We start from the raw sequence: 16,301 nt of genomic DNA on the forward strand, positions 1-16,301 counted from the left end.
CCGCTCACACCGCCACCAGGTCGTCGGCGTGCACCGCGGGCCTGCGCAGCTCGCCGGGCAGCTCACTGGTCGAGCGCCCCATCATGGTCGCCAGTTCGGTGGCGTCGTAGGCCACCACGCCGCGGGCCACCGGCACCGCGTCCGGCCCGCGCAGTTCCACGACGTCGCCGGCGTAGAACCGGCCGGACACCGCGGTGATGCCCGCGGGCAGCAGCGAGCGGCGCTGGTGCACCACGGCGCGCACCGCGCCCTCGTCCAGGGTCAGCGCGCCGGCCGCCTCGGCGGCGTAGCGCACCCAGAACCGCCGGGCCGACATCCGCACCGGCCGGGCGGCGAACACCGTGCCGACCGAAGCGTCGGTGAGCGCGCTGGCGGCGTCGGCCGCGGCGGCCAGCAGCACGGGCACCCCGGCGTCGGCGGCCAGCAGCGCCGAGGACATCTTCGACGTCATGCCGCCGGTGCCCAGGTCGCTGCCCGGGCCGGCGACCACGCCGGCCAGATCCTCCGCGCCCGTCACCTCCGGAATGAACTTGGCTCCCTTGGTCTTTCGCGGGTCCGAGTCGTAAAGGCCGTCGATGTCGGACAGCAAGACCAGCGCCTCGGCGCCGACCAGGTGGGCCACCAGCGCCGAGAGCCGGTCGTTGTCGCCGAACCGGATCTCGTTGGTGGCCACGGTGTCGTTCTCGTTGACGATCGCCACCGCATGCAGGGCGCGCAGCCGATCCAGGGTGCGCTGGGCGTTGGTGTGCTGGGCGCGCATCGAGATGTCGTGCGCGCTCAGCAGCACCTGCCCGACGGTGCGGCCGTAGCGGGCGAACGCCGCGCTCCAGGAATTCACCAGTGCCACCTGACCGACGCTGGCCGCGGCCTGCTTGGTCGCCAGATCCCTGGGGCGACGGGACAATCCGAGCGGCTCGATGCCCGCGGCGATGGCACCCGACGAGACGATGACGACGTCGGTGCCGGCCTTCATCCGCGCCTCGATGGCGTCGGCGAGCCCGGCCAGCCGGCCGGCGTCGAACACCCCGGCCGGCGTGGTCAACGCGTTGGTGCCCACCTTGACCACCAGGCTGCGCGCCGTGCGGATGGCGTCGCGGTGGGCGGTCACGTGTTCTCACCGCGTTCTGTGGTTCCGCGCGCTGCATCGTCGCCGGTGCGGCGCTGCCTGCGGGCGGCCTTGCGCTCGGCGGCGCCGACCCGCTCGGTGCGCTCCAGCCGCGCGTCGGTACCGCGGCCGGACAGCACAACCTGTTGTCCGGCAGGCGTTTGCGGCTCCCAGTCGAACGTCATGTCCCCGATGGTGACCGCGCAGCCGGGTCGCGCGCCCAGCCGCAGCAACTCCTCTTCGACGCCGAGGCGGGCCAGCCGGTCGGCGAGATACCCCACCGCCTCGTCGTTGTCGAAGTTGGTCTGGCGCACCCAGCGTTCGGGCCGCGCACCGCTGACCACGAACGCGCCCGGCTGCCGCGGATCGGGTTCCACCCGAAAACCGCTGTCGTCGACGGGTACCGGGCGGATCACCGGGCGCCGCGGCACGATCTCCGGCTGGGCGGACTGGTACTCGGAGATCATCTGCCACAGCCCGAAGATCAAGGGCTGCAACCCTTCTCGAGCCACCGTCGACACCAGGAACACCGGCCAGCCGCGCTCGGCGATCTCGTCACGGACGAACTCTGCCAGCTCGCGCGCCTCGGGCACGTCGATCTTGTTGAGCACCACCGCTCGGGGCCGCTCGGTGAGATCACCCAGCGTCACGTCGCCTTGCAGGGTGGGCGTGTAGGCGGCGAGTTCGGCCTCCAGCGCGTCGATGTCGGAGATCGGGTCACGGCCCGGATCGGCGGTGGCGCAGTCGATGACGTGCACCAGCACCGCGCAGCGCTCGATGTGCCGCAGGAAGTCCAGGCCCAGGCCGCGGCCCGCTGATGCGCCCGGGATCAGGCCGGGCACGTCGGCGACGGTGAAGGTGTGCTCGCCGGCAGACACCACGCCCAGGTTGGGCACCAGCGTGGTGAACGGGTAGTCGGCGATCTTGGGCTTGGCCGCCGAGATCGCGGACACCAACGACGATTTGCCGGCCGAGGGGAAGCCGATCAAGCCGACGTCCGCGACGGTCTTGAGTTCCAGTGTCAGCTCACGGGTTTCGCCCGGCTCGCCCAGCAGCGCAAACCCGGGAGCCTTGCGGGCCCGCGACGCCAGCGCGGCGTTGCCCAGGCCGCCGCGTCCGCCCGCGGCGGCCTCGAAGCGGGTGCCCGCGCCCACCAGATCGGCCAGCAGCCGGCCGTTCTCGTCGAGCACGACGGTGCCGTCGGGCACCTTGACTTCCAGGTCGGCGCCGGCGGCGCCGTCGCGGTTGTTGCCCATGCCCTGTTTGCCGGACGGCGCGCTGATGTGCGGATGGAAGTGGAAGTCCAGCAGGGTGTGCACCTGGGGGTCGACGACGAAGACGATGCTGCCGCCGCGGCCGCCGTTGCCCCCGTCCGGGCCGCCCAGCGGCTTGAACTTCTCGCGATGGACCGAGGCGCAGCCGTTGCCCCCGGATCCGGCGCGCGCATGGATGACGACGCGGTCGACGAACCGAGGCATCGTGGATCCTCTCAGCCGTCTCGTTCGCCGAGCGTGCAGCTACCGCGAGAATTGCCTCGAATTATCGCGGTGAGTGCACGCTCGCGGCGCTCAGTCGGCGGCTTGCCCGGCCGCCACGATGTTGACGGTCTTGCGGCCGCGCTTGATGCCGAATTCGACGGCGCCGGCCTGCTTGGCGAACAACGTGTCGTCGCCGCCGCGGCCGACGCCGGTGCCCGGGTGGAACTTGGTGCCGCGCTGGCGGACGATGATCTCGCCGGCCTTGACGATCTGGCCGCCGAACCGCTTCACCCCGAGCCGCTGCGCGGCGGAATCCCGGCCGTTGCGCGAGCTGGAAGCGCCCTTCTTGTGTGCCATGTCTGTCGCCTCCCGAGCTACTTGATACCGGTGACCTTGAGGACCGTCAGCTGCTGACGGTGTCCCTGACGCTTGTGGTAGCCGGTCTTGTTCCTGAACTTGTGAATGCGGATCTTGGGGCCCTTGGTGTGCTCGAGCACCTCGCCGGTGACCGCGACCTTGGCCAGCGCGGCGGCGTCGCTGGTCACCTTGGCGCCGTCGACCACCAGGGCGACCGGCAGCGACACGTTCGAACCCGGCTCGGAGTCGAGCTTCTCGACTTTGACCACGTCCCCGACGGCGACCTTGTACTGCTTGCCGCCCGTCTTGACGATTGCGTAGGTCGCCATCGTTGCTCCTGCTCCTTCTTGTAGCCGCCGCTCGGCGCGTCGCGCGCGAACCAGCCGCGGTGCACGTGGTGGGTCTGGGTTGCGGGCCTGCGCCGTTTCCCGGGGAAGTCCCGCTGCCGCCGGCCAAAGTAGCCACCCGGCCCGACGACAACTGTCCAAGGGTACGTGACCAGCGGCTACAGGGTCAAACCGGGCACCCCCGGCGCGGCGCTCAGTCCGCGTGGATCGGCGGTCCGGCCGGCCGGCCGGCCGCGCGCCGACGCCGTGGCCGGCCGAGGGCCGAAACGCCCGGGCGCTCGGCCGCCGAGTCCCGCGCGTCTTCGGAATCGTCGGAATCCTCCGAGTCGTCGGAGTCGTCGGAGTCGTCGGAGCCCTCGGTGTCCAGGTCGTCGTCGTCCAGCTCGAGGTCCTCGTCGTCGTCGCCCAGGTCTTCCTCGTCGTCGATGTCCTCGTCATCGAGGTCCTCATCGTCGGAGTCGTCGGAGTCCTCGTCGTCGTCCTCGGTGTCCTCGAGGTCCCCGGTGTCCTCGGCCGCTTCGAGCTCCTCGGCGCGCGCCGCCTTCTTCCGCTCGAGCTCGTCACCGGCCTCCTCTTCGGCGGATTCGTCCTCGTCGGAAGCCGCCTGCGTGGACGAGCCGGCGGCCATCGCCTTGAACATCGGATGCTCGCCGGGCGAGTGGACCGGCACCTTGGCCACCACCGGCTCCTCGGCCTTGCTCTTCTTGCGCCGGCCGCGGCGCCCCCCGGACTCGGACTTCCGCCCGTTCGACGGGGCCGAGTCCACCGGGTCGGCGTGCAGCAGGATGCCACGGCCGCCGCAGTTCGGGCAGGACGTCGAGAAGGCCTCCACCAACCCGGTGCCCAACCGCTTGCGGGTCAGCTGCACCAACCCGAGCGACGTCACCTCCGACACCTGATGACGGGTGCGGTCGCGGGCCAGCGCCTCGGTCAGCCGGCGCAGCACCAGGTCGCGGTTGGACTCCAGCACCATGTCGATGAAGTCGATGACCACGATGCCGCCGATGTCGCGCAGCCGCAGCTGGCGCACGATCTCCTCGGCCGCCTCGAGGTTGTTCTTGGTCACCGTCTGCTCCAGGTTGCCCCCCGAGCCGGTGAACTTGCCGGTGTTGACGTCGATCACCGTCATGGCCTCGGTCCGGTCGATCACCAGCGTGCCGCCCGACGGCAGCCACACCTTGCGGTCCATCGCCTTGGCGAGTTGTTCGTCGATGCGGTGCACCGCGAACACGTCCGGCCCCGGCGTGCCGTCCGGGCCGGTGGCCGGCTCGTACTTGGTGACCTTCGAAACCAGGTCCGGCGCAACGGAATTCACGTATTCGTTGATGGTGTTCCAGGCGTCGTCGCCGGAGACGATCAGGCCGGCGAAGTCCTCGTTGAACAGGTCGCGGATGACCTTGACCAACACGTCGGGCTCTTCGTAGAGCGCCACCGCCGCGCCGGCCGCCTTCTCCTTGATCTCGATCGCCTTGGCCTCGATCTGCTTCCAGCGCTCCTGCAGCCGGGTGACGTCGCCGCGGATGTCGTCCTCTTTGACACCCTCGGACGCGGTCCGGATGATCACCCCGGCGTCCGACGGCACCACCTCGCGCAGGATCTCCTTGAGCCGCTGGCGTTCGGTGTCGGGCAGCTTGCGGCTGATGCCCGTCGACGACGCCCCCGGCACGTAAACCAGGTAGCGGCCCGCCAACGACACCTGCGTGGTGAGCCGGGCGCCCTTGTGCCCGACCGGATCCTTGCTGACCTGGACCACGACGTAGTCGCCGGGTTTGAGCGCCTGCTCGATCTTGCGGTCGGATCCGCCCAAGCCGGCGGCCTCCCAGTTGACCTCGCCGGCGTAGAGCACGCCGTTGCGGCCGCGGCCGATGTCGACGAAGGCCGCCTCCATCGAGGGCAGCACGTTCTGCACGATGCCCAGGTACATGTTGCCCACCAGGGACGCCGAAGCGGCCGAGGTGACGAAGTGCTCGACCACGATGCCGTCCTCGAGCACCGCGATCTGGGTGTACCGCGAGCCCTGATGCGGCGGCTCGGTGCGGATCCGGTCGCGCACCACCATGACCCGTTCGACGGCCTCGCGACGCGCCAGGAATTCGGCCTCGGTCAGCACTGGGGGGCGGCGCCGGCCGGCGTCGCGGCCGTCCCGGCGTCGTTGCCGCTTGGCCTCCAACCGGGTCGAGCCGTCGATGCCCTTGATCTCGCTGCTCGAGCTGCCGTTGCCGTCGTCCCCGCCGCTTTTGCCGTTGCGGGGAGGCCGCTCGTGCACGACGGTGTTGGGCGGATCGTCGGGCGAGGGTCCGTCCTCGTTGTCGTCGCCGGACCCGGATTTGCGGCGCCGGCGCCGGCGGCGGCGGCGATTACCGCCGTCGGCCGAGCCGTCGTCACCGGTGTCGGAGTCGTCGGCGTCCTCGGCGTCCTGGCCGTCGGAGTCGTCGTCGCCGTCCGACTGGCCGCCCTTCTTGCCCCGGTTTTGCGGCTCGTCGTCGTCGCCGTCGCCCGGCCCGTCGGATCCGCCCTGCTCGCCGCGGCCTCGCCCGCGTCCGCGACGGCCGCGGCGGCGGCGCCGGCTGGACGGCCGGTCGGCCTGCTCGTCGTCGTCGCCGTCCGAGTCGTCGGAGTCGGCGGTCTCGTCGGCATCGCCGTCGTCGTCGCTGCTTTCCAGCGGCTGCGGCGCGACGAACAGCGGCATGTAATGCGGCCGCTCGGTAGCGTCGGGGGTTTCCAGCAGCAGCCGGGATTCGGGTTCGCCGGTGATCCCGGCGTCCGGTCCGCCGCTCGCCGCGTCCTCGGCAGCCGGCTCCGGTTCTGCCGACGGCTGGGCGGCGAGCAGGTCACGCACCCGGACCGCGTCCTCGCGGTCCACCGTGGAGTGCGCGCTGCGCACGCGGCCGTCCAGCTCGCTGAGCGCGTCCAGCACCCGCTTGCTGGTGGTTCCCAGCGTTCGGGCCAGCGAATGAACTCTCAAACGGTCGGGCAGGTCCCCGGACCGGGTCGATTCTTCTGATGGGTCTGCAGTCGGTGCACCGTCTACCACGTATTCTCCTCAAGCCCCCGGGCGCGTCGTTGCGACGCGGCCACGCGAGGGCTTCGCTATGGGCCCGGGTCACTTCTCCCGGGCTTGTGATGGTCTCGCCCCGAGCGGCTCGGTAGAACCCACTCGGCGCCGTGCTGAATGACGGCCTGACATGCAGCGAACCAAGGCGACGGGGCTATGGTCGCGCTTGTCCAAGTCTTCATTCGGGTGTCTGACGCCGGTCCGGCGACGTTCACCCGAGATCAGTATCCCACATCACGGCACCGGTCCACCCGCACCTGAGGCCGCCGGCTCGGGCGGAACCGCCCGCCCCCGGCAGGCGGCGGCATCGCCGCAGCTCTAGGCGTCGGGAAACCAGAGCCCGATTTCCCGTTTCGCCGACTCGACCGAATCGGACCCGTGCACCAGGTTGAACTGCGTCTCCAACCCGAAATCGCCCCGGATGGTGCCGGGAATCGCCTTCTCCACCGGATCGGTGCCCCCGGCGAGCTGCCGGAACGCCGCGATCGCCCGCGGTCCCTCGACGATGGCCGCCACCACCGGACCGGAGGTGATGAACTCCAGCAACGACGCGAAGAACGGCTTGCCCTCGTGCTCCGCGTAATGCTGGGCGGCCAGATCTTGGCTGACGTGCCGCAGCTCCAGCGCGACGAGGGTGAGGCCCTTCCGCTCGATCCGGCCGATGATCTCCCCCACCAGCTGCCGCTGGACGCCGTCCGGCTTGATCAGTACCAATGTCCGTTCGGTCACGGCGGACAGCGTACATAACCAGCTGGCCAGGCGCCGGGCGTCATCCCTGCCGGCGGCGGACCTCGGCGCGGAAGTAGGCGATCAGCGCCCACAGCCCGGTGAACAGCACACCGATGAACCCCACCCCCGGGTACACGGCGAAGCCGGCCAGCAGGATCGCCTGCGCGCCCAGGTTGACCCAGATCGCCCACGGTCTGCGCTGCACCCCGGCCAGCAGCACCAGCAGAACGGCCAGCCCGATCAGATAGCCCAGCGACACCCGCGTCAGCCCGCCGCCGACCGCGCCCACCACCGGGATCGCCAGCAGCACGACGATGGCCTCCAGGATCAGGGTGGCGGCCATCACCGCGCCGAAGCTGCGCCACGGGTCGGCCGCGCCGCGCTGCTGCGGGCCTTCGGGTGGGTCGGGCCGGGTCATTGCGGATCACGACCGAACAGGGTTCGCGCCGCGCCGGCGGTGACCACCGAGCCGGTGATGACGATCCCGGTCCCGGCGAAGTCCTCGGCCTGCCCGTCCACCAACCCGTCCCGGACGGCGTCGTCGACCAGCGCGGTCGCGACGTCGATGGCGTCGCTGAGGTTCTCGGCGGTGCTCACCCGATCGGGGCCGAACTGCTCGCGCGCCGCCAGGGCCAGCGACTCGACGTCGAGCGCCCGCGGGGACCCGTTGTGGGTGACCACCACGGAGTGGAACACCGGCTGCAGCGCGGCCAGGATGCCGTCGACGTCCTTGTCGGCGAGGACGCTGAGCACGCCGACCAGGAAGCGGAAGTCGAATTCGTCGGCCAGCGTGCGCGCCAGGGCCGCCGCGCCGGCGGGATTGTGCGCGGCGTCGATGAAAACCGTTGGGGCGCTGCGCATTCGCTCAAGCCGGCCGGGGCTTGTGACGGCGGCGAAACCGGCACGAACGGCGTCGACGTCGAGCTGGCGCTGGGCGCCGGCGCCGAAGAACGCCTCGACCGCCGCCAGGGCCAGCGCGGCGTTGTGCGCTTGGTGCTCGCCGTGCAGCGGCAGGTAGACGTCGGAATACACCCCGCCCAGCCCCTGCAGCTGCAGCAGCTGCCCGCCGATTGCGACCTGCCGGCCCAGCACCGCGAACTCCGAGCCCGCGCGGGCCACCGCGGCGTCGGCCTGCACGCACTGCGCCAACAGCACCTCCATCACCTCCGGCGGCTGCTGGGCGATGACCGCGACGGTGTCGGGTGCCCCCGCGGGCGCCCGGGTGATGATGCCGGCCTTCTCCCCGGCGATCCCGGCGAGATCGTGGCCCAGGTAGTCGACGTGGTCGATGGAGATCGGGGTGATGACCGCGACCGGGGCGTTGACCACGTTGGTGGCGTCCCAGCGTCCCCCCATGCCCACCTCGACCACGGCGACGTCGACCGGGGCGTCGGCGAACGCGGCGAACGCCATCGCGGTGAGCACCTCGAACTTGCTCATCGCGGGTCCCCCGGCGGCTTGCGATTGCTGATCGACCATCTGCACGAACGGCTCGATTTCGCGGTAGGTGTCGACATACCGGGCCGGGCTGATCGGCTTGGCGTCGATCGAGATGCGCTCCACCGCGGATTGCAGGTGCGGGCTGGTGGTGCGCCCGGTGCGCCGGTGCAGCGCGGTGACCAGCGCGTCGATCATCCGGGCCACCGAGGTCTTGCCGTTGGTGCCCGCGACGTGGATGGACGGGTAGGCGCGCTGCGGCGAGCCCAACAGGTCCAGCAGTGCGCTGATCCGGGTCAGGCTGGGCTCGATTTTGGTCTCCGGCCAGCGCTGGTCCAGCAGGTGTTCGACCTGCAGCAGCGCGGCGATCTCGTCCGGGGTGGGGACCGGGTCGGGAACGTCGTGCTCCGGCGCCCAGTCGGGCGGCTCGGTCATTGCAGCACTGCCAGCCGCGCGTTGATCCGCTCGCTTTCCTCCTGCGCCAGCCGCTGTCGGTCCCGGATCTTGTCGACGACGTGCGGGGGCGCCTTGGCCAGGAAGTCCTCGTTGGCCAGTTTGGCGGTGGTCGACGCCAGCTCCTTGTGGGCGGCGGCCAGATCCTTTTCCAGCCGGCGCCGCTCGGCGGCGACGTCGATGCTGCCCGAGGTGTCGAGCTCGACGACCACGGTGCCGCCGCGCAGCCGCACCTCCACCGACGCCGACGGGCGGAAGTCGGGCCCCGCGTCGGTGAGCCAGGCCAGCGAGGTCACCGCGCTCACCTGGGTGTCCAGGTCGGATTCCGTGACACCGGCCAGTCGGGCCGGCACCTTCTGCCGGTCCGCCAGCCCCTGGTCGCTGCGGAACCGGCGGACCTCGGTCACCAGCTTCTGCATGTCGGTGATCCGTTGCGTGGCAACCTGATCCAGGCCGACGCCGGACGACCGCGGCCAGTCGGCGATCACCAGGGACTCGTTGCCGGTCAGGGCCTGCCACAGCGCCTCGGTGATGAACGGGATCACCGGGTGCAGCAGCCGCAGCAGCGTGTCCAGTGTTGTTGCCAGCACCGCCGTGGTATGCGTAATCCCTTCGGCCAGTTGCGTTTTGGCCAATTCGACGTACCAGTCGCAGAATTCGTCCCAGGCGAAGTGGTAGAGCGATTCACAGGCCCGGCTGAACTCGTAGTTGTCGAACGCCGAATCGACTTCCGCGCGAACCTCTTCCAGCCGCCCAAGGATCCATCGGTCGGCGTCGGTCAGCTCGTCGAGCGGCGGCAGCTGCGCCAGCTGCGCGCCGTTGAGCAGCGCATAGCGGGTGGCGTTGAACAGCTTGGTGCAGAAGTTGCGCGACGCCCGGACGTGATCCTCCCCGATCGCCAGATCGCCGCCGGGGCTGGCGCCGCGGGCCAGGGTGAACCGCAGGGCGTCGGCGCCGAACATGTCCACCCAGTCGAGCGGGTCGATGACGTTGCCCTTGGACTTGCTCATCTTGCGACCGGACTCGTCGCGGATCAGCCCGTGCAGGAAGACGTCGGTGAACGGCACCTGCGGGCCGCGCCGGCCGTCCAGGGTGATGGCGTCGTCGTCGCCGACGAAGGTGCCGAACATCATCATTCTGGCCACCCAGAAGAAGAGGATGTCGTAGCCGGTGACCAGAACGCTTGTGGGATAGAACTTTTCCAGCTCCGGCGTCTTCTGCGGCCAGCCCAGGGTGGAGAACGGCCACAGCGCCGAGGAGAACCAGGTGTCCAGCACGTCGGGGTCCTGCTCCCAGCCCTCGGGCGGCGTTTCGTCGGGGCCGACGCAGCGTTGTTCGCCGTTGGGCCCGTACCAGATCGGGATGCGGTGGCCCCACCACAGCTGCCGCGAGATGCACCAGTCGTGCATGTCGTCCACCCAGGCGAACCAGCGCGGTTCCATGCTGGTCGGGTGAATCACCGTGTCGCCGTTGCGGACCGCGTCACCGGCGGCCTTGGCCAGCGATTCCACTCGGACCCACCATTGCAGCGACAGCCGCGGCTCGATCGGCTCGCCGCTGCGCTCGGAATGCCCGACGCTGTGCAGGTAGGGTCGCTTCTCCTCGACGATGCGGCCCTGCGCGGCCAGCGCCTCGCGCACCGCGACCCGGGCCGCGAACCGGTCCATGCCGTCGAATTGTGTTCCGGTGTCGGCGATTCGACCCCTGGTGTCCATGATCGAGATCATCGGCAACTGGTGGCGCAGCCCGATCTCGAAGTCGTTGGGGTCGTGCGCGGGCGTGACTTTGACTGCGCCGGTGCCGAATTCGGGGTCGACGTGCTCGTCGGCGACGATCAGCAGCTGCCGGTCCACGAACGGGTGCGGCAGGCTGCTGCCGACCAGGTGCCGGTAGCGCTCGTCGTCGGGATGCACCGCGATGGCGGTGTCGCCCAGCATCGTCTCGACCCGGGTGGTGGCCACCACGATGTGAGGGCCCGAGTCGTCGAGCGAGCCGTAGCGGAACGACACCAGCTCGCCCTCGACCTCCTCGTAGTTGACCTCGATGTCGGAGAGGGCCGTCTGCAGCACCGGCGACCAGTTGACCAGCCGCTCGGCGCGGTAGATCAGCCCGGCGTCGTAGAGCCTTTTGAAGATGGTGCGCACGGCCCGGGACAGGCCCTCGTCCATGGTGAACCGGTCGCGGCTCCAGTCCACCCCGTCGCCGAGCCGGCGCATCTGGCCGCCGATGGCGCCGCCGGACTCGCGCTTCCAGTCCCACACCTTCTCGATGAACAGCTCGCGACCGAAGTCCTCTTTGGTCTTGCCGTCGACGGCGAGCTGCTTTTCCACCACGCTCTGGGTCGCGATGCCGGCGTGATCCATGCCGGGCTGCCAGAGCACCTCGTAGCCCTGCATCCGCTTGCGCCGGGTCAGGGCGTCCATCATGGTGTGCTCCAGCGCGTGGCCCATGTGCAGGCTGCCGGTGACGTTGGGCGGCGGCAACACGATCGAGTAGCCGGGTTTGTCGCTGGCCGGGTTCGCGGTGAAGTACCCGGCGTCCACCCACTGGCGGTAGATCGCGTATTCGGCCGCGGCCGGGTCCCACGACTTGGGCAGGTCGGTGGCGGGGCTGCGGCTGGCGGTCACCCGTCAATTCTAGGGAGCGACGTTTACCTTCATGTAAGTGCCCGAACCGTGAGCCGGGTCACCCGGCGAGCCGGTCGACCTGCAAGGACACGCCCGCGCCGGGGAATCGGTCCAGCAGCGCGTCGCCCATTGCGGCCGCGGGGGTGAGAACCCCGTACAGCTGCGGGAGCTTGTCGCGGTCGAAGGCCAGCGCCAGCCCGCTCTCCCCCAACAGCACCGAGGTCGCCTTGTAGCCGGGGTCCCCGCGCTGTTCCATCCGGGCCACGTAGCGGGCGCCGCTGGTGGTCGTGGTGTAGGTCTCGATCCGGTAGTAGCCGCGCTCGCGGGCCGCCGGGCTGGGGCCGGTTCCCGGCTTGGGCACGATGCGCTCCACCAGCCGGCGGGGCAGGAAGCGGAAATAGCGGCTGCCCAACCCGAACGTCGCGGCGGCCGTTCCGCCCACCACCGCGGAGGCCACCGGCGCCAGCGGCGACGAGCCCAGGCTCATGCTTTCGCTGTAACGCAACGACCGACCGTAGGCCCAGTCGAGCAATGCGTTGCTGCGCCGCACGATCCGGGTGTTGTAGGGCGCCATGACGAAGCCCGCGGTCCATACCCCGGCCAGTTCCGGCGCGATCTGGCGACCCCGTCGCCACGGCAGATCGGGCTGCGGCCCGACGTCGGGTTCGGCGCCGCGGTCGCTGCTCAATGTGTAGGGGTCGGCGAGCTGGCGCCGGGCCTCGGGATCGCGGGATGCGGTGTCGAGCACTTCGAGCATCGAGGCGACGGTGCCGCCGGACACCCCGCCGGAGAAGGAACGCACCACCAGGTCGGTGTCGACGAGCTCGCCGGCGCCGTCATCGCGCGCCGCCCGGTACAGGGCGTACACGCTGAGGTCCGACGGCACCGAATCGAATCCGCAGGCGTGCACGATGCGGGCGCCGGTATCCGCGGCCTGCTTGTGATAGGAGTCGATGCTGTCCCGGACGAACATCGCCTCTCCGGTCAGGTCGGCGTAGTCGGTGCCGGCGGCCGCGCACGCGGCCACCAGCGGCAGCCCGTAGCGGGTGTACGGGCCGACCGTGGTGATGACGACCTGGGTGCGGGCCGCCATCTTGTTGAGGGTGGCGGGCGAGCTGGCGTCGGCCTGCAGGACCGACCAGGACTGCGCGGCGTCGCCGAGCGAGTCGCGGACGGCACGCAGCTTCTCGGTGGACCTGCCGGCCAGCGCAATCCGCTTGTCCGGTGCCGCCCCGGCCAGGTACTCGGCGGTGAGCTTGCCGACGAAGCCGGTAGCCCCATACAACACAATGTCGAATTCGCGCGGTGTTGCGGTCACCGGCCCGACGCTACCCCTGGAGCCAAGAAGTGCCGGGCACTAGGCCCGGCACTTCTTGGATGGCTGGGATCAGCCGCGGCGGCCGCACACCGGCCACGCGCCGATGCCCTGCGAGTGCAGCACGTTCTCGGCGACCCGGATCTGCTCCTCGCGGCTGGCGCCGGCCGGGGAGCCGCTGCCGCCGTTGGCGTGCCAGGTGCTCGAGGTGAACTGCAGGCCACCGGCGTAGCCGTTACCGGTGTTGATCCCCCAGTTGCCGCCCGACTCGCACTGCGCGATGGCGTCCCAGTTCACGCTGTACGCCTTGGGAGCGGGAGGCGGCGGGACGTCCGGGCCCGGGGCCGGCGGCGCATCCGGGCCGCGGCGGCGGGCGTCCGGAGCCGGGGAGGCGGAGCGTCCGGGGCCGGCGGGGCGTCCGGAGCCGGGGCGGCGGAGCGTCCGGGCCGGGGCGGTGGCGCGTCCGGGCGGGGCCGGCGGCCGGCATGTTCGGGTCGAAGCCCACCTGCTCCGCGTCTGCGTGAGCAGTAGCGGACGGGATGGTCACGAGCGTGCCCGTGACCGCGGCGAGAATGAGCGTCTTGCGGACGTTCCTCAATATCCTTCCTTTCGCGGTGCGCGCGCGCCAAAGCAAGCCCACGAAGGTGGGCTGAGGCTGTTGGTTGAATGCCTGCTTCGGGACGTGCCGTCTGGGTCGGGCACGACAGCGGCGGGCCAGGTCTGCCGGCGGGCTTCACCCACCGGTCACGGGCGGGCTGTCGCCGTCCGTGCCGCCGCTCACACGCGGGTCCGTGGATTCAATTTTCGATTACTCTTCCGTAACCCGTTGTGGGCTAACACGGACCGTAGAAGACGCCGCTGCATTCGTCATCTTCGGAAACTGGATATCTCGTTTCGGTAACGAGCCGATCACGCCGCGATAGCGCGGGCATTTTCGCAGGTCGTGCGCGCATTTTCGGCGGGAGCTCGCGGATTGCCCGGGCAAACAAATGGTGAGCCGAATCACGCGTATTTTGTGAGCTGGCGCACCATCGTTTGCCGGGTGAACAGCCCGATCCGGTGGTGCTTCAACGCATTCGACCCCCACCGATGGGGGTTCGGGAGGATAACGCAGCGGGCGCCACAACAGCGCGCGCCACGCCGAGTAGCAGCACATCGTGCGCCCGTACGTCGAGTAGCGCTGTGCTGCATGGTTTTTCGGAAAGCAAATTGTCCACTGGGTACACCGATGCCGCGGTCCGTCGGCATCGTATTACCAACGCCCGCAATAGCTTTCACCAAATAAGCAGTGCTGCAATGCCTTTCGCAGGCCCCACGCGATGCCCACCGTGCACACCCGGGTCGCGGGAATTCACCGATTCGAATTTGCCACGCCCCGACAGCGTCATGGGTGGGCGGGCCACTTGCAAAACCGTGGGACGCCCGCACCGATTCCGACACGTGCATTCAAATCGCCGCTGCCCCAACAGATCACGATGGGAAGCTGGTATGGACGGGCCAGACCGATTCGAAAGGGAACAATAACGCCGCATTCGCTTGCGCTACCGCATTGATGGCGGCCGCGAATTCGGCGGCAGAGGGGAATTCGCTGAATTCGCCGGCCGATTGTCAGGCCCGCGCCTGCGCCAGGGCGCGCAGGTCGGCCTCGGTGTTGACGTTGGCCAGGAACCGCGATTCCGGCAGCACGATCTGCTGGGCGTCGGAGGCGTCGATCAGGGCTCGCATCGATCGGGCGCCGCCGGCGACCAGCCGGTCGATCCGCTCGGCCAGATCGGTGCGGTACAGCGAGGCAAGGTAGTGACTGCGGCCGTCCCACGGCAGCACCACCTCGGCCTTGGTTTCGGTGGCCAAATGCACCAGGTCGTCGATCAATTCGGGGGACAGCAGCGGCATGTCGACGGCGCAGACGAACGCGTACCGGGCGCCCGCCTCGGCGGCGGCGCGCAGGCCCCGGCCGGTCGCCGGGAGCGGCCCCTGGCCGCGTATCTCGTCGCGGATGATGCGCGCCGTCACCTCGGGCAACGGTTGCCCCGGGGCGGCCATCACGAAGATCGGGTCGCAGCGCTGGGTCTGCACCCCGACGACGTACTCGAGGAGCGTCGCGGCCCCGCGGGGCCCCGGCAGGGTGGCCTTGTCGCGGCCCATCCGCCGCGATTCACCGCCGGCAAGCACGATCCCTGCCAGTTGCATCGAGTCGGCCACGTCAGTCGACGGTCCAGGTGTCGCGGCCGCGCAGCAGCGACTGCAGCGCCGCGGAGTCGAACGCCTTGGCCGACTGGGCGGCCTGGACCTGGGCGCGCGCGGCGTCGTCGTAGGTGGGCCGGCTGATGTCGCGGAAGATGCCCAGCACGGTGTGCTCGAGGTTCTGGTCCGACAGCCGCGACAACGCGAAGGCGTATGCCGAGTTGTCGGTGTGCGCGTCGTGCACCACGATCTCGTCGACCGACACGTCGGCGGTCTTGGCGACCTCCAGGCCGAAGCCGGACTTCACCACGCAGTATTCGCCGTTGGCGCCGAACACAATTGGTTCGCCGTGCCGGACGCTGATGACCCGCTCCTCGGCGCCCTCCTTGCGCAGCACGTCGAACGAGCCGTCGTTGAAGATCGGGCAGTCCTGCAGGATCTCGACGACGGCGGCGCCCCGGTGCCCGGCCGCCGCCTGCAGCACCTCGGTCAGACCGGCCCGGTCGGAGTCCAGTGCGCGGCCGACGAAGGTCGCCTCGGCGCCCAGGGCCAACGACACCGGATTGAACGGGTGGTCCAGCGATCCCATCGGGGTCGACTTGGTGATCTTGCCGACCTCCGACGTGGGCGAGTACTGCCCCTTGGTCAGCCCGTAGATCCGGTTGTTGAACAACAGGATCGTGATGTTGACGTTGCGGCGCAGCGCGTGGATCAGGTGGTTGCCGCCGATCGACAATGCGTCGCCGTCACCGGTGACCACCCAGACCGAGAGGTCCTCGCGGGCCAGCGCCAACCCGGTGGCGATGGCCGGCGCGCGGCCGTGGATGGAGTGGAAGCCGTAGGTTTCCAGGTAGTACGGGAAGCGGCTCGAGCAGCCGATGCCGCTGATGAACACGATGTTCTCGCGGCGCAGCCCCAGGTCCGGCAGGAAGTTGCGGATGGTGTTGAGGATGACGTAGTCCCCGCAGCCCGGGCACCAGCGGACCTCCTGGTCACTGGTGAAGTCCTTGGCCTTCTGCGGCTGGTCCGTTGTGGGAACCCCGTCGTTCTTGGTCAACTTCGCGGTCAGACCGAGGTCCTTACCCGCCAAGTTGCCGACCACGTCAGTCACGAGCGCCGCTCCTCCTCATCGCTTCGCTCTGCATCGTCGCGGCGCAGGTCACGAGCGCCGCTCCTCCTCATCGCTTCGCTCTGCATCGAACCGGCCGTCACCA

At 70.0% G+C, this 16,301-nt stretch carries 13 protein-coding genes; all 13 read right to left on the bottom strand.

Annotated elements, in window-relative coordinates:
• Positions 1-4 precede the first annotated feature (4 nt).
• Positions 5-1,108, bottom strand: coding sequence for a glutamate 5-kinase (gene proB, locus NF20_RS20435; RefSeq protein ID WP_011724310.1), 1,104 nt, complete (start codon positions 1,106-1,108; stop codon positions 5-7).
• Positions 1,105-2,583 (bottom strand): GTPase ObgE, encoded by a 1,479-nt coding sequence (gene obgE, locus NF20_RS20440; protein WP_033711366.1) that lies wholly within the window; start codon positions 2,581-2,583, stop codon positions 1,105-1,107. The genes proB and obgE overlap by 4 nt, the downstream gene beginning before the upstream one ends.
• 90 nt (positions 2,584-2,673) lie before the next feature.
• A complete protein-coding gene (gene rpmA / locus NF20_RS20445; protein ID WP_003875863.1) occupies positions 2,674-2,940 on the bottom strand; it encodes a 50S ribosomal protein L27 in 267 nt (88 codons plus the stop codon).
• A gap of 17 nt (positions 2,941-2,957) precedes the next feature.
• Positions 2,958-3,269, bottom strand: a complete 312-nt coding sequence (gene rplU, locus NF20_RS20450) for a 50S ribosomal protein L21 (RefSeq protein WP_003875862.1) — start codon at positions 3,267-3,269, stop codon at positions 2,958-2,960.
• 211 nt (positions 3,270-3,480) lie between these two features.
• Positions 3,481-6,321 (bottom strand): Rne/Rng family ribonuclease, encoded by a 2,841-nt coding sequence (locus tag NF20_RS20455; RefSeq protein ID WP_033711367.1) that lies wholly within the window; start codon positions 6,319-6,321, stop codon positions 3,481-3,483.
• Between the two features lie 339 nt (positions 6,322-6,660).
• Positions 6,661-7,071, bottom strand: a complete 411-nt coding sequence (ndk, locus tag NF20_RS20460; RefSeq protein ID WP_003875860.1) for a nucleoside-diphosphate kinase — start codon at positions 7,069-7,071, stop codon at positions 6,661-6,663.
• Between the two features lie 40 nt (positions 7,072-7,111).
• Complete coding sequence (locus NF20_RS20465; RefSeq protein WP_003875859.1) at positions 7,112-7,489, bottom strand: DUF4233 domain-containing protein; 378 nt, start codon at positions 7,487-7,489, stop codon at positions 7,112-7,114.
• Positions 7,486-8,943: a bifunctional tetrahydrofolate synthase/dihydrofolate synthase gene (folC, locus tag NF20_RS20470; protein WP_003875858.1), complete on the bottom strand. Its 1,458-nt coding sequence runs from the start codon at positions 8,941-8,943 to the stop codon at positions 7,486-7,488. The genes NF20_RS20465 and folC overlap by 4 nt, the downstream gene beginning before the upstream one ends.
• Positions 8,940-11,588 carry a valine--tRNA ligase gene (locus NF20_RS20475; protein ID WP_023898180.1) on the bottom strand — a complete coding sequence of 883 codons (2,649 nt, stop codon included), beginning with the start codon at positions 11,586-11,588 and terminating at the stop codon, positions 8,940-8,942. Before NF20_RS20475 ends, folC begins: the two co-directional genes overlap by 4 nt.
• 58 nt (positions 11,589-11,646) lie before the next feature.
• On the bottom strand, positions 11,647-12,906 hold the full coding sequence (locus NF20_RS20480; RefSeq protein WP_023898178.1) for a saccharopine dehydrogenase family protein: 1,260 nt from the start codon (positions 12,904-12,906) through the stop codon (positions 11,647-11,649).
• Positions 12,907-12,975: 69 nt separating this feature from the next.
• Positions 12,976-13,200 (bottom strand): transglycosylase family protein, encoded by a 225-nt coding sequence (locus NF20_RS28765; protein ID WP_019683608.1) that lies wholly within the window; start codon positions 13,198-13,200, stop codon positions 12,976-12,978.
• A 1,311-nt stretch (positions 13,201-14,511) separates the two neighbouring features.
• Positions 14,512-15,093: a molybdenum cofactor guanylyltransferase gene (gene mobA, locus NF20_RS20490; protein WP_050485441.1), complete on the bottom strand. Its 582-nt coding sequence runs from the start codon at positions 15,091-15,093 to the stop codon at positions 14,512-14,514.
• A gap of 13 nt (positions 15,094-15,106) precedes the next feature.
• Positions 15,107-16,198, bottom strand: a complete 1,092-nt coding sequence (locus tag NF20_RS20495; RefSeq protein WP_019732231.1) for a 2-oxoacid:ferredoxin oxidoreductase subunit beta — start codon at positions 16,196-16,198, stop codon at positions 15,107-15,109.
• Positions 16,199-16,301 lie beyond the last annotated feature (103 nt).

The sequence above is a fragment of the Mycobacterium sp. MAC_080597_8934 genome, from assembly GCF_000523975.1.
In the GTDB taxonomy this organism is placed as follows: Bacteria; Actinomycetota; Actinomycetes; order Mycobacteriales; family Mycobacteriaceae; genus Mycobacterium; species Mycobacterium avium.

Coding starts and splice junctions, on each gene's coding strand:
- obgE (WP_033711366.1), bottom strand. CDS start 2,583: ATGCCTCGGTTCGTCGACCGCGTCGTCATCCATGCGCGCGCCGGATCC.
- rpmA (WP_003875863.1), bottom strand. CDS start 2,940: ATGGCACACAAGAAGGGCGCTTCCAGCTCGCGCAACGGCCGGGATTCC.
- rplU (WP_003875862.1), bottom strand. CDS start 3,269: ATGGCGACCTACGCAATCGTCAAGACGGGCGGCAAGCAGTACAAGGTC.
- NF20_RS20465 (WP_003875859.1), bottom strand. CDS start 7,489: ATGACCCGGCCCGACCCACCCGAAGGCCCGCAGCAGCGCGGCGCGGCC.
- folC (WP_003875858.1), bottom strand. CDS start 8,943: ATGACCGAGCCGCCCGACTGGGCGCCGGAGCACGACGTTCCCGACCCG.
- mobA (WP_050485441.1), bottom strand. CDS start 15,093: ATGCAACTGGCAGGGATCGTGCTTGCCGGCGGTGAATCGCGGCGGATG.